This is a genomic window from Phormidesmis sp. 146-33 (assembly GCF_052939515.1).
Genome location: NZ_JBJPHU010000157.1, coordinates 1 through 13,545 on the forward strand (window position 1 = coordinate 1; position 13,545 = coordinate 13,545).

Below are 13,545 nucleotides of genomic sequence, written 5' to 3' on the forward strand. Positions count from 1 at the left end.
AGGGATGAGGGATGAGGGATGAGGGATGAGGGATGAGGGATGAGGGATGAGGGAGAACTTCGTCCCGCTTCGCGAGGGGGGATGCGCTTATCTCAAAGTCCCCCAGGTTGGGGGCAGAAGCCGTAAACGCCGAAGCCAAGAATCTCAACCCTTTGCAGACCACTGGAAGCAACCCCTTGCGGGTAACTCGAAGAGATCGGACAACTGTTAACCTGCATGATCCTAGATGTAGGGGTCAGAGGTCTAAATGCTTCCCAAAGCCTCTAAATGTAGAAATACTTGCGTAAGATGATTTAATCTTTAATCAATCTTAAAGATCACTTTGAAATAAGTGTGGTTTAAGTGAGGGCATAGAACTTGAGTCGGGCTTTGCTTGAATGCTGTGGCACTTTACTTCTCTCAGCAGACTTCTTAACAAAGTCACTTCCACACTCAAAAAAACTCACTAAAGTTGTTTGGCTCAACTCTTAACTTTAGTGATAGCATGAACATCCAAAATGTCTACTAGTTAACAATTTTATCCAGGGGTTTGCTGAGAAATGGTTGCGTTGCCAAAAGAGATTATCAATGAGTTAGAGGAGGCTGTTGTCAATCTCGACAGAAGCAACGTGCAGCTAGTTAATTTTTTGCAGAATGAATTAGCCATTTCGCCCCCTTCGATCGCGATGGCGCTGCGATATTCTCAACAAGAACGCGGCCCGCTGCCGATGATTCTCTGGCGCTATGGCTTTGTCTCACTCGACCAACTCAATCAAATCTTGGACTGGTTAGAGAAGTAGCGGATTAGATTCAGTGACCTAACCAGTCGGACGGCTGGCAGTCGGAAAGAGTTTGGTAAAACCCCGCTCGACTTGGGTTTGAGGGCTTCTTTTAAACAGCCAAAAAGTGGTTTCCCAGCAGAAAAAAGAGACTCCTGAATACTGCGACGATCGCACCGTTTCGACCTCTCGCTGCAACTGCTGAATCGGTTTTGCACTCAAAAATCGACCCGCATAAAGACCAATAGCGATCGGCACCTGAGAACTCAAATCTCGAAACCCACCGCCTTCTAACTCAGCCTTCAAACCACTCAAATCAGAACGATACACCTGCACCACAACCTCATCCACCAGCCGCAAATTTACCCAGCGTCGCCAGTCTTGTAGCGATTTGCGATAGGCATAATCAGGGGTATTAGGCGACAGCGAAATCACCACCCCCGGACGCACCGATCGGACTGCTCGACTAATCTTGCCCATCAATTGAGTCACTTGGTCAGCCCGCCAGTCCATCCATTCAGGGTTTGTCATGTCTTTTGGAGGAGATTTGCCGCGATGGGTTTCCCGATAACGTTTCACTGTATAAGGGTCATAGCCAAACTCGATCGGCAGCGCAAAATGATCGTCTAGCTGAATCCCATCAACCGGATAGCGTTTCACCACATCTACAATCAGGTCGGTGAGAAACTGCTGAACTGCTGGATGAGAAGGATTGAGCCAACCTTGCTCAATGCCTGATTCGGCTAGCTCGATCGTGCCTCCACCACTTTGAGTCCTCGTCAACCAATCGGGATGCTGTTGGGCAATGGGCGATCGTACCGGAATCATCAACCCATACTCAAACCACGGAATCACTCTCAAACCCTGACGATGAGACTGTTTCACCACGCCAGACAACACATCTTGAAAGGGCAATTTAAAGGACTGCGATCGACTCGCCCGGTCAAAAACCGGACTGGGATGCAAAGGGCGACCGCGATTCCAGACACAAGGATAGAGTGTGTTTAATCGATGCTGGGCCAGATTTGCCACTGTTTCATCCAGCCGAGTCGTGTAGTACATCAGACTTGCGCCAAAATTGGTCATCCAGACCCCACGAATCTCAGCAGTCTTCCCCTGAGCAACCCGTACCACGGGAGCCTGCCACAGAGAAACCACCAACCCAAACGCCAGGACAGCCAACAGTCCCCGACGCAGCCAGACCCTAGGAAATCGCGGTTTCTTCTCCAAATCATCGACGGTTTGAGCGTTAGACATGAATCAGGCAAGCACTCGAAGGATTTTCAAACAAAACAGGGGCCCGCGATCGGTTGAATGACCCATTACTCATGGCTCACAGCCTGCCATCAGGACAGTTACAAGGCGACGATCGCAGATTCCTCACTGCCGACTCATCTTATTAAGCAGCCACAGCGATGCAGAAATCGCACAAAACTGCGCCAAAATCACATTGATACTCGCCTGAACGACCAGAATATCGACTGGTTTAATAAACTGGTTAGGGTCAGTGTTGACAAAGCCTGCAACGCCTTGATTGACAGCCTTATTAACCAGCAGACCGACGATCGCTTGTGCCCCAAACAGTGCCAGCAACGTTCCGATCAAACTGGCAATCAGTCCCGTTCTCAATGTGTGAATAGCATCTGCTTTTTTGGGTCGAGTTTCTGGAGATCCATCCAGCCGTCGCCCGATCGAGACATAGCGAACGAGCGCCCAAAACATATTGAACCCCAGCACCCCAATGCCACAGACGGTCAGCACAACACCCACGCTGGTTCCCGGATTATTTGTAGGGCTAGGATTCAACGAGGCAAGCAGCAAAATTGCACTCGAAATCACCGTCAGCGCCAATTGCACCCAAAAGCTAATCCAACCCGTTAGCCGAAAGGTGCTGGCAATTTGTCGAAGCGTGGGCGGATCTGATTTGGTCATCTTCAATAGCCTGCGATGGCGCTAGTTAGGGCATTTAGGGGGGCGTTCATTAAATCGGTTACTTCTATGTTTGATCGTGGATTGAATAAATGATCGTGGATTGAATAAAGTTGTTATCTAGCCCAGGCTTCGAGGTTATTAAACCTACAGTCTCTAACTTAATGAGAACCCTGCACCTCAACCCCAGAGAGTACGATTTTAGCAGCCCCAAACACCTCTAGAACCTTCAAAAATCGAATAGGGCGTAAAACCCTCTATCCAGAGAAATGTTTTTGGGATACAACTTATCATGGAGAAACGTCCCTCTATTCACGGCAACTATGAATCCGATCGAGTTACCGCCCCTGCGAATTTTGATCGTCGAAGATGACCCCATGATGCAGCTAGGGTTAGAACAATCCCTTGAAGACTATCCCCAACTGACGATCGTCGCTCAGGTCAATGACGGCTACTTAGGCGTAGAAGCTGCCCTCAAACACAAGCCAGACCTGATCGTGATGGACATCGGACTGCCTCGCCTGGATGGAATCGCAGCCACCCAGCAGATCAAGGCCGCCCTGCCCAACGTGCGAATTGTCATGCTCACCTCGCACACCTCAGAAACCGAGATTATTGCCGCCCTCTCCAGTGGAGCCGATGCCTACTGTATCAAAGGGTCAGATGTCAATCGACTGGTTGCGGCGATCGCGGCCGCTCAAGAAGGAGCCACTTACCTCGATCCACAAATTGCCCGACGGGTTGTAGAACATCTTAAGCCACCTGCGGTCAATACCAACGTGGGGCAGCTTTCGGTGCGTGAGTTAGAAGTCTTGAAATTGATGGTAGACGGCTGTAGTAATCCAGAAATCGCCGCAGCGCTGTATCTCAGTCCCAACACGATCAAAACCCACATTCGCGGCATTATGAACAAACTGTCTGTGGACGATCGAGTGCAGGCAGCCGTGGTTGCTCTGAGAACGGGTCTGGTTTGAGATTTTCGTCTAGTCAGTTATAAATCTGGCACAAGTTAGCGCGGCTTTTTTAGACAAGAAGTATAGACTCTCACCCAAGTAAATTCATTCTCGTGCTGCTAAAACGGCGATCGCAAGGGGTGACAGTCCGGACGAAAATCGATTTGGGTCGCTAGAATGAATATCCCATTCGACAGTCACCTTTTTTAGAAATTGCTCTCAACCCGTCTCTATTAGTTGTGCGTCAAAAATTCGTACGTTCGATTAATGAACTTCATCCAGGTATCCCGGAAAAAGGTTCAAAGCTGGCCCTTTGTACTGGTAGGTAGAGGTTCTCATTAAGTAGACGTGAGCAACTTTTAGCTGATATTTTTTCTTAAAGCTAATTAGATTAAGTCGTCAATTGTCAAGTGTAGTTGACCTTAAATTGAGCCATGACTGCTCTAAGACGATCGGGATAATCGGAATCGAGAGATGGGGAGGGTTGATATTATTAATGTTTGTTAAGTCTCTTCACTAACGTCCGGAAAACTTAGAGCATTGATAATAGGTTCGTGTGCGAAACATTTTTTGAAACGTCGATTCTAAACAGGTTGTAAGTCTTTACTGATCGTGAGAGAGGCTTACAGGGTTAGCAAGTTCCTTGACTGATAAGAGGTGAGGTCAAAAGTTTACGGTAAAGTTAAAATAATTTACTTCTTAACCCGCAAATTAGGAAGCCAACTTCAAAATCAAGTTGTACAATTAAAATATGGTTAAGCAATTTAATGAGGTTGCTGTTTGGGATAAGCGCATTTTTACTGGTGACATACCAAGTTCATACTCCCCCAGTATAAAAGTTGTACAACACCAGTAGGATTTGGAAAAAGCCCTGATGCCCAGCACTAGCTTTTGGGTTTTCTTGACCACACAAAAACGTTACATTTTTGAACCAACAACCTGCCAAGAAATGTCCTAAAAACTGGACGCTTCTCAAAGACATTACGTTGCTGGCTCGCTCAAAGTAATAACCCCACGATCGTGCTCTATGTTTGACTGCAATTTTTTCACCCTCAAGGTAATTTCGTCCTTTAGAAGGACGGCCATCTAAGAGGCGTAATTGCTACCGTGATGATGTTAGGTTAGACACCAAATTTCAAAGCATCATCGAGAGCCAATCGTTATTGTCGCAAGCTTGGATTCAGACAGATGAAATTTGAGGATATCTATCAGTTTTTCAAAGATCCACCACCTTTTTACCTAAATAAGGAATTGGCGGTGTGTTACGTTCTCGCAGTCCTTCTGCGGGGTGACTCATACGGCACAGAACTCATCCAACTCTTAGAGACCGAACATCCGCTTTACCGCCTTTCAGACACCGTGCTTTATAGCGCACTCAAGTTTTTGGAAGACGAAGAAATGGTAACGGGCTACTGGAAGAAAGTCGAAGGGAGAGGGCGGCCACGTCGGATGTATCAAATCCGGTCTGAGGCAATGCAGCAGGCTCAAGATTTGGCGCGACTGTGGGAAGAATACGCCGTCAAACGCGATAGTCAGACGGTTGCTAAAGTCGGTGCCGATCGCTAACTCTGGAGATCTCCCAAAAGTGACCCCTTTGTTTACTAGACTTAAACTTGGGCAGGCCACTTTTCTCTCCTGATTTGCAACATGAGCACCTCTGTTATTCCTTCCACCTTCTTCTTGACGATTTTGATGGTGGTCGGGCTGTTTTTCTTTATTCGCGCCTCGGTCAAACCCAGAATCGAAACCATGAAGCTGACCTCTGAGCAATCGGAGGAGTCACTGTTGTCTCAATTGAGGCAGTATTTTGACCAACGAGCCTATCGGGTTGTCGCAGTCAACGCTGCCGAAAATCAGGTGACGTTTGAGGGAGTAGTTCGTCCTAGTTGGTTTTTGGCGATCTTTTTGACGCTGTTGGCCGCTACGGGGATGCTGTGCTTTGCGCTAGTGCTGTCGTACTCTTTGCCCAGTGGGTCAAACTTTTGGCTAGGCTTACTACTCCTGTCACCGTTGGCGGGAGTTTTTTATTGGCGAGGGGCGGCGCGATCGGAGCAGGTCTCTTTGAAAGTAGAGTCGTCCGCTGAGACCAAGATGCCCACTGCGATCACCGTTCAGGGACATCGGGATGAGTTAGCAGAGCTACAGCGAGTTTTGGAGCTAAAGGCTTTGGAGTAGGGAGATTTGTAGCAAAAAAGTTACCAATCTTGGGAAGCCCCCTAGATCCCCCAATTCTGGGAGACTTTGACTTTCAGAATCCTCAATGGAGACAGCCGAGTAAATTTATTAAAGGAAATCTTCTAAGCAGGGTGGTTTCATACAAGAAAAAAATAGTGAGGATTTTTGGTTCCTGCGTTGAGGTTCGCTCAAAGTTGCGAACGCTACGCGCCACAAAGTGTTCGCAGAGACTGAAAAATCAGGCTTTTGGGTTTTCCTTTTGGTGTACGAAACCACCCTGTCTCCCCAGGGAGAGGGCTAGGGTGAGGGCAGTCTGTTCAAGCGTTTGGGAAAAGTTGCACATCGAGTACGCCTGGGTCACAGCCGCGAATTGTCCCACTCTTTCCCCCCGTGTTTTAGACTGAGACTTATTCAACGTCAAAAAGGGAACGGGCGATGCGGCTATCTCAGATGCTGTTTGTGACGCTACGAGAAGATCCGACAGATGCGGAAATTCCGAGCCACAAGTTGTTAGTGCGAGCGGGATACATTCGGCGGGTTGGCAGCGGCATCTATGCGTATTTGCCTCTGATGTGGCGCGTGTTGCAAAAAGTGTCTCAGATTGTGCGCGAAGAAATGAATGCGGCCGGGGCGCAAGAATGTCTGCTGCCTCAAATGCAACCTGCTGAGTTGTGGCGCGAATCGGGGCGCTGGGACACCTACACCAAAGCCGAAGGCACTATGTTTGCGCTGATCGATCGCCAACAGCGCGAACTCTGCTTAGGGCCGACGTACGAAGAAGTGATCACGACGATCGCTCGTGATATGGTGCGCTCTTATCGTCAGTTGCCGCTCAATCTTTACCAGATTCAAACCAAGTTTCGCGATGAGATTCGTCCTCGGTTTGGCTTGATGCGTGGGCGAGAATTCATTATGAAAGATGCCTATTCGTTTGACGCGGACGAAGCGGGAATGAAGGTCAGCTATCAGAAAATGAATCAGGCCTATCACAATATTTTGCGGCGATCGGGCTTAGAGTTTCGGGCGGTGGATGCAGATTCGGGGGCGATCGGTGGGTCGGGTTCTCAAGAATTTATGGTACTGGCAGAAGCTGGAGAAGACGAAATTCTCCATACCGACGATGGTAAGTATGCCGCCAATGTTGAGAAAGCGACGTCGCTTCCGCCTGATGTTGAACCTTCGCCGTTCACTACCTATGAGAAGCGCGAGACACCGGGGACGGAGACGATCGCCAAAGTCTGTGATTTCCTCAAATGTTCGCCAACTAATTTGGTTAAAAACGTTCTCTATCAAGTGGTTTACGACAATGGCATGGTGGTTCCTGTGCTGATTAGCATTCGGGGCGATCAGGATGTCAATGAGGTCAAACTGCAAAATGAGCTGGTGAAAGTGGCGAGTCAGTATAGCGGCAAAACTGTGATTGGGCTGACCGTTCCGGATGCGGAGACTCAACAAAAATGGCTATCGAAACCGTTGCCGTTGGGATACATTGCGCCCGATTTGGCCAACAGCTACCTCAAACCGCCTGCACCGAAGTCTCTGGATGCAGAAGTCACGCCCAATCTACAGGCGACTAAGTTTTTGCGGTTAGCCGATCGTACCGTCGCTGACCTGACAAATTTTGTCACCGGATCAAATGAGTCTGGCTTCCATGTGGTCGGCGCGAATTGGGGAAAAGAATTTGAGTTGCCTCAAGTCGTGGATCTGCGAAAGGCTAAGGCGGACGATCGCGCCCTTCACGATCCGACTCAGACCCTCAAAACAGCACGGGGCATCGAAATTGGGCATATTTTTCAGCTTGGCACCATATATTCGACCGCGATGGGGGCGACCTACACCAATGAGCAAGGCGAAGAAGTGCCGTTGGTAATGGGCTGCTATGGGGTGGGCGTTTCGAGGCTGGCACAGGCGGCCGTGGAGCAGTCTTATGACAAAGATGGAATTATTTTTCCGGTTGCCATTGCGCCTTATCATGCGATCGTCATCATTCCCAATGTCGCAGATTCCGATCAGGTGGCGGCGGCTGAGAAACTCTACAACGAGTTAAATCAAGCTGGCGTTGAGACGTTATTGGACGATCGCAACGAACGAGCCGGAGTCAAATTCAAAGATTCTGATTTAATCGGCATTCCCTATCGAGTTGTCACCGGAAAATCGCTCAAAGATGGCAAAGTCGAAGTCGTCAAACGAGCCGACAAAGCGGTGCAAGAAATTCCATTAACCGAGGTAGTTTCGACGCTCAAAAGCTGGATTGTAGAGGCACTCAAATGATGGCTCTGACCTTGATTATTGGCAACAAAAACTATTCATCCTGGTCGCTGCGTCCGTGGCTGGCGATGAAGCAATTTGACTTATCGTTTGCCGAAATTCTCATCCCGCTTTACAGTCCAAAGTCGAAAGCGAAAATCCTGCAACATTGTCCAGATGGCAACGGCAAAGTGCCCATTCTGCTGCACCAAAATCGAACGGTGTGGGACTCGTTGGCAATTTTTGAGTATCTGAGCGAGATGTTTCCAGAGCGATCGTGGTGGCCGGGCGATCCGATGGCTCGTGCGGTGGCGCGCTCTATCAGTGCAGAAATGCACTCCGGCTTCCTGGCTCTGCGGCAACAAATGCCCATGAATTGTCGAGCAACTCTACCAGGAAAAGGAATGACATCCGAGGTGCAAGCGGATATCGATCGCGTCACGACCATCTGGCGAAACTGCCGAGAAACCTATGGTGGCGACGGAAGTCTGCTCTTTGGGCGGTTTACGATCGCCGATGCGATGTTTGCCCCTGTCGTGTTGCGCTTTCGGACGTACCAGGTTGCGCTTGATGCAGTTTGTCAAGCTTATGTGAAGGCAGTTTTGGCGTTACCCGCGATGCAAGAATGGCTAGAAGCTGCCCACACCGAGGCAGAGACGATTCCTGCGTTTGAGCCGTAATGGAACGTGAATTTGATCCTTCCATGCAGTCACAGATTCAGACAGCCCCCTAAATCCCCCACAAGTGAGGGACTTTGAACGAAAACTCTTGTCTGAAAGTCCCAAATTGGAGGGTTGGGGGCAGAAACGCCAAATAACGAAGCGGAAAAACTTTGTCGAATTCACGTTGAGTTAAGGTGATCTTGTCTGGAGTGCAGCGGTCTAAACATTGACGCGACAGAACACCGAGTTTATCTGCCATGTCCAACCAACTGCCACGCTTGGGTGTGTAGTAAAGCGTTCATTGGTTAAGAGTTCACAGATCTGGTGGCGCTAGGAAGGCTTTGTAAACCGCTGCTCATGCTGTGATAGTAAACGATATTAGGGCTTGGTTTATCTATTACCATTGCTGTATTTAATTGAGTTAAAAATCGCTATGATATTGCACACTAGTCCAGAACCCCATAGGATCTGTCCAACGGCAAGTGTATAGAATGACCATCTGAAACTATCCCAAGCAGAGTTAAAAGCTGCCAAGGCAGAAGATGCAAGAAGGCTACCTGTTAAAAGTAAAACAATTCTCAACAGAGGATTTCTTCTTCTTGCCATGCTCCACATGAGAAACATTCCTGAAATAGCTATTCCAGTGAGTATCAGATCTATTGTGATTGTGAGATAACTAGGAACCAGAAGAAATAATCCAGCTCCAGGTACGTCATCAAACTGGCTCTGAATGCTACCTGTCCACTGATTGAAGAGAGGAGATTGATACCTCAAATATTTTCCCAAGGTAATCAAGAGAAAACCAGCCCCAAGCATTAAGATAGACGCTGTACGAGTTAAAAATCTATTATGTCTCACCACCATCACCACTGGGCTAAGTTCAGTTCGACTTTATAATCAGCAAAAATAACAAATAAAAGCAGAAATACCGAATTTGAGATGCAGAGATGATTCCCGCGTTTGAGCCGTAATGGAATTTTTGACGATCGTTTTATCCAGTTTGATTGGATTGGTGTCTCCGACTGGTTTGATCGTCGATCGCCTCGCTGAAAAGAGTATCCGCTCTCAGTTTGTCTCAGTTGAGCAGCTAAAAGTTCGGGTGGACAATGCCCCAAGCTATCAGATTTTGAATGGAAAAGTCGATCGCGTTCGAGTCGCCGGGCGGGGACTTTTTCCAGTCAAAGAAGTTCGGATTGAAGCATTAGAGTTAGAAACCGACCCGATCGCCCTTCAGCGCAGAGGCAGACGATTCAAGTTAGCAGAACCGATTCAGGCAGGGGTGCGGCTCGTTCTCAAGCCAGACGATATTAATCGCGCCCTGCGATCGCCCACGGTGACTGCGCGACTTCGTAATTTGGGCATCGGATTTTTGAGACGCAGCGAAGCCCAACAAGCCGAACGCTACGATCTGGTCAATCCACAAGTCACTTTTTTGCCCAATCAGCGCATTCGTCTACAGGTTGAACTTCAAGAGCAAGGCTACCCCGAAAAGCTGGCGATCGTCGCCGAAGCAGAACCGCAGATTATTTCAGGGCGATCGCTACGACTGGAGAATCTCACCCTTCTGGCCAACGGTCAGCCTGCTCCCAAACAAATTGTGGGCGCGATCGCGCGTGTGTTCGATCGTTTTGATCTTCGTCAGCTAGAAAAGTCCCAAATTACGGCACGAGTTCTAAAATTGCAGATAACTCCGACTCAGCTACAATTGGCCGCGTTTGTGCAGGTTAGACCTGATCCCAAAAAGTAACGTTTTTCTAAAACTTCCGAAATTCAGACCGCTACGATTGTATTGAGTCACACGCTTCTCCGCATACTCACCTTGACGATCCTTTGTCAAAGCCCACCTCTAGGAGATTTCTCATATGCAAGATCAACAGCCCAATCGCCGCATTCCCGTTGGAGTCATCGCAGGTCTATCGGCGCTAGTGGTGACCGGGGGCAGCGCAGCCGCATTTTTGGCGTGGCATTCCGCAGTCGAGAAAACGGCAGAAGCGCCGATCGAGCAGTCTCAACCGTCTCCATCTAGCCAACCCGCCCCGCCGCCTGCCCCAATTCAACAAACCCAAAAGCCTCAGCCCAAAGTGGCTCCCGTCCCTAAGCAAAAAACGGCTGAGATCTATTACCTCAAAGATGCTGAGGGCGAACTGAAACCGACCCCAGTCCCCATCCAGCTCAAATCCGACGATCGGACTGAAGCGACTTTAACGGTGGCGATCGAAACCCTCCTCACCCAAACTCCTGACAAAACGCTCACCTCGGTGATTCCTCCAGGGACGCAGCTTCGCAGTCTCAAGGTCAAACCAGATGGCATCCACGTCGATTTGTCTCAATCCTTTACAGCGGGTGGCGGCAGCGCTGCAATGATGGGTCGAGTAGCTCAGATTCTCTATACTGCGACCAGTGCCGACCCTAATGCGCCCGTTTTTCTCTCAGTTGAGGGCAAACCACTCGAAACGCTGGGCGGCGAAGGATTGATGCTCGATCAGCCGATGACCCGTCAGGGATTTGAGAAAGCAGAGAAGTAGAGTTCCAAATTTAGGGTCGTGAATTAAATTAACGTCAGTTTGAGGAACGCTTCGCTTCGCTTTTAGATCCAGGAACGCCCCCTAAATCCCCCACGAGTGAGGGACTTTGAACCAGAATTCCTCTCTGAAAGTCCCCTAAAATTGGCAGCTTGGGGGGCAGAAGCCGTGAACAACGAAGCGAAAAAACTCTCATCGAATTCACGTTAAATTAGCCATTTAGCCCGCGATTGCGGGTTTTGTTTTGATAGCCACGTTGCCGAAGGCATTTGTGAAGCTAACAGCATTCGCCAGATTGATTCACGATCCTTAGAACTCAGGTGCCTTCTCTCATCGCTTGCTGGCCAGGGTGAAATCGCGAAAGTGTCTGGCTTGTTGCTCAATGCGGCTGGCAAGGCGATCGCAGACCAGATTACAAAGCTCAAAAATTAACTCATCCTCCACACAGTAGTAAGCCAGGGTGCCTTTGGTGCGACGTGTGAGAATGCCAGCCTGAAGCATCACCTTTAAGTGTTTAGACACATTTGCCTGACTCGTGTCCGTGGCTTCTACGAGATCTTGAACGCACTTTTCACCATCTCGCAGCAGATTCAAAATGCGGAGACGCATCGGCTCTCCCAAAACACTAAAGTAATCAGCAACTTGTTGGACGACTTCCTGGGGGACAGGCTTTGCTGTTTTCATGTCAATGCGACGACAGGATGAATGTGATCCCCAGATTTTAGCCAGATGACTTCTCTATAGCAATAGAGTTATCGATTCGCTAACACAGGCTTCTTGGAAACTTCACAGAGCCACCCGTGTTTTCCACAATACACAAACCGTAATTTTACAGAATAAAGTTTTGTGAGAGTGTATAGCCTTGTCTTTATAAAGACAGCACAAATCACTTGTGGAGAATTTAGGAGCTTTTTTAGGTGAAAAATTTGCAGCGAATTCTATCGAATCTACGTGGGATTGATTCGCATCAAGGGCTGTCCGTACTCCACAGAGGAAGCGTTTTGTACCAAAATTTCGACAATTTCGCCTGACACTTCTGCTTCGATCTCGTTCATCAGCTTCATGGCTTCGATGATACAGACCGTTTGACCCGATCGAATGCGATCGCCTGCTTCGACAAAGGGCGGCTCGTCGGGGCCCGGAGAGCGATAAAAGGTGCCCACCATCGGAGAGAGAATTTCGACAAAGCGGCGATCGCCGCTGGGAGGGGGAGCCGAAGGGCTGGAAATCGGACTAGCCACAGGAACTTCGGGCATGGGAAGGGGAGCGGCTCCCTGGTAACTTGGAGAAATCGCCGAAGTGGGCAAGCCAGCGGTCACATCGCTCACACTCGTCTGGGGCAGTCCGGTGTCACTTCGCATTCCTCGCCGCACGGTCAACTCAAAATCATCACTCTTCAACGTCAACTCTGCGATATCGGTTTGATTGAGAGCCGTCAACAATTCGCGGAGTTCGTTTAAGTCCAGTGGCACAGTTTCTATCGCTCCAGTTTTAAAAGAGTTTTGAGTTCGGTCGTGCTGAGGTGAGCTTTGAGTGAGAAGACCTGGGTGGGCTGAGATGAGAAGATTGGTAGATTCTCTGAGCGCCGTTCAAAACTCAAAACTCAAACTTTTAGCTTTGTTCGCGACCCAGGTAAGTATCGTTGCGGGTGTCGATTTTGATTTTTTCGCCAACTGAGATAAAGAGGGGCACCATGACCTGAGCGCCTGTTTCGACGATCGCGGGTTTGGTTCCACCTGTGGCGGTGTCGCCTTTTACGCCGGGATCAGCCTGGGTGACTTCGAGGGTGACGGAGTTGGGCAGTTCGACTTCTAGAACCTGTTCGCCCCATTTGACGACGTTGACTTCCATGCCTTCTTTGAGATATTTGACGCGATCGCCAATCTGGGCGGCACTGAGTTGTCCTTCCTCATAGGTTTCCATGTCCATGAAGATATATTGATCACCTTCTTTGTAGGTGTGCTGCATGGTGCTTTTTTCCAGATTGGCTTGCGGCACAGTCTCCCCAGCCCGGAAGGTGCGCTCGACGACGCTGCCTGATTGCGCGTTTTTTAGCTTGGTGCGAACAAAGGCAGATCCCTTGCCTGGCTTGACGTGCAAAAATTCAACGACCCGCCAGACAGAACCGTCTAGCTCAATGCTAACGCCAGGTCGAAAATCATTACTGGAGATCATGAGTGTGTTTAGGGGAGAACGTTCGGCAATTCATTTTACCGCTCTGCGTCACCCTGTAAAAGAGAGTTTTGGGATGAGGGATGAGGGATGAGGGATGAGGGATGAGGGATGAGGGATGAGGGAT

General features: G+C 49.1%; 14 protein-coding genes. 8 read left to right on the plus strand and 6 right to left on the minus strand.

The genetic code is table 11. The annotated features are described in order from the left end of the window. Window positions 1–539 precede the first annotated feature (539 nt). On the plus strand, window positions 540–779 hold the full coding sequence (locus ACJ2PR_RS32495; RefSeq protein WP_446880120.1) for a DUF2949 domain-containing protein: 240 nt from the start codon (window positions 540–542) through the stop codon (window positions 777–779). An 18-nt stretch (window positions 780–797) separates the two neighbouring features. Here ACJ2PR_RS32495 and ACJ2PR_RS32500 read toward each other — a convergent pair whose 3' ends face one another. Both ACJ2PR_RS32500 and ACJ2PR_RS32505 read right to left on the minus strand, forming a co-directional pair. Then, the gene (locus tag ACJ2PR_RS32500) at window positions 798–2,015 is read right to left on the minus strand and encodes a glycoside hydrolase family 10 protein (protein ID WP_446880121.1); all 1,218 of its coding nucleotides are present in this window, start codon (window positions 2,013–2,015) and stop codon (window positions 798–800) included. A gap of 123 nt (window positions 2,016–2,138) precedes the next feature. Next, window positions 2,139–2,690: a DUF3611 family protein gene (locus tag ACJ2PR_RS32505; RefSeq protein ID WP_446880122.1), complete on the minus strand. Its 552-nt coding sequence runs from the start codon at window positions 2,688–2,690 to the stop codon at window positions 2,139–2,141. Window positions 2,691–3,010: 320 nt separating this feature from the next. On the opposite strand from ACJ2PR_RS32505, the gene ACJ2PR_RS32510 reads away from it, so the two are divergent. The 5 genes from ACJ2PR_RS32510 to ACJ2PR_RS32530 all read left to right on the plus strand — a co-directional run bounded on the left by ACJ2PR_RS32510 (window position 3,011) and on the right by ACJ2PR_RS32530 (window position 8,742). Further along, on the plus strand, window positions 3,011–3,661 hold the full coding sequence (locus ACJ2PR_RS32510; protein WP_446857277.1) for a response regulator: 651 nt from the start codon (window positions 3,011–3,013) through the stop codon (window positions 3,659–3,661). Window positions 3,662–4,828: 1,167 nt separating this feature from the next. Next, complete coding sequence (locus ACJ2PR_RS32515) at window positions 4,829–5,206, plus strand: PadR family transcriptional regulator (RefSeq protein ID WP_446857278.1); 378 nt, start codon at window positions 4,829–4,831, stop codon at window positions 5,204–5,206. Window positions 5,207–5,287: 81 nt separating this feature from the next. Next, the gene (locus ACJ2PR_RS32520) at window positions 5,288–5,815 is read left to right on the plus strand and encodes a cofactor assembly of complex C subunit B (protein WP_446880124.1); all 528 of its coding nucleotides are present in this window, start codon (window positions 5,288–5,290) and stop codon (window positions 5,813–5,815) included. A 435-nt stretch (window positions 5,816–6,250) separates the two neighbouring features. Beyond that, the gene (locus tag ACJ2PR_RS32525; RefSeq protein ID WP_446880125.1) at window positions 6,251–8,086 is read left to right on the plus strand and encodes a proline--tRNA ligase; all 1,836 of its coding nucleotides are present in this window, start codon (window positions 6,251–6,253) and stop codon (window positions 8,084–8,086) included. Further along, window positions 8,083–8,742 (plus strand): glutathione S-transferase family protein, encoded by a 660-nt coding sequence (locus ACJ2PR_RS32530; protein WP_446880126.1) that lies wholly within the window; start codon window positions 8,083–8,085, stop codon window positions 8,740–8,742. Before ACJ2PR_RS32525 ends, ACJ2PR_RS32530 begins: the two co-directional genes overlap by 4 nt. Before the next feature lie 372 nt (window positions 8,743–9,114). On the opposite strand, the gene ACJ2PR_RS32535 is transcribed toward ACJ2PR_RS32530, so the two are convergent. After that, window positions 9,115–9,582, minus strand: a complete 468-nt coding sequence (locus ACJ2PR_RS32535; RefSeq protein WP_446880127.1) for a hypothetical protein — start codon at window positions 9,580–9,582, stop codon at window positions 9,115–9,117. Window positions 9,583–9,694: 112 nt separating this feature from the next. Between ACJ2PR_RS32535 and ACJ2PR_RS32540 the strand changes: the two genes are divergently transcribed. Both ACJ2PR_RS32540 and ACJ2PR_RS32545 read left to right on the plus strand, forming a co-directional pair. Beyond that, complete coding sequence (locus ACJ2PR_RS32540) at window positions 9,695–10,471, plus strand: LmeA family phospholipid-binding protein (RefSeq protein ID WP_446880128.1); 777 nt, start codon at window positions 9,695–9,697, stop codon at window positions 10,469–10,471. A 115-nt stretch (window positions 10,472–10,586) separates the two neighbouring features. Beyond that, complete coding sequence (locus ACJ2PR_RS32545; RefSeq protein WP_446866770.1) at window positions 10,587–11,249, plus strand: GerMN domain-containing protein; 663 nt, start codon at window positions 10,587–10,589, stop codon at window positions 11,247–11,249. Window positions 11,250–11,576: 327 nt separating this feature from the next. Here ACJ2PR_RS32545 and ACJ2PR_RS32550 read toward each other — a convergent pair whose 3' ends face one another. The 3 genes from ACJ2PR_RS32550 to efp all read right to left on the minus strand — a co-directional run bounded on the left by ACJ2PR_RS32550 (window position 11,577) and on the right by efp (window position 13,421). Further along, window positions 11,577–11,930, minus strand: a complete 354-nt coding sequence (locus tag ACJ2PR_RS32550) for an ArsR/SmtB family transcription factor (RefSeq protein WP_446857284.1) — start codon at window positions 11,928–11,930, stop codon at window positions 11,577–11,579. A 263-nt stretch (window positions 11,931–12,193) separates the two neighbouring features. Continuing rightward, a complete protein-coding gene (accB, locus tag ACJ2PR_RS32555) occupies window positions 12,194–12,718 on the minus strand; it encodes an acetyl-CoA carboxylase biotin carboxyl carrier protein (protein ID WP_446880129.1) in 525 nt (174 codons plus the stop codon). A 139-nt stretch (window positions 12,719–12,857) separates the two neighbouring features. Next, on the minus strand, window positions 12,858–13,421 hold the full coding sequence (gene efp, locus ACJ2PR_RS32560) for an elongation factor P (protein ID WP_446857286.1): 564 nt from the start codon (window positions 13,419–13,421) through the stop codon (window positions 12,858–12,860). Window positions 13,422–13,545 lie beyond the last annotated feature (124 nt).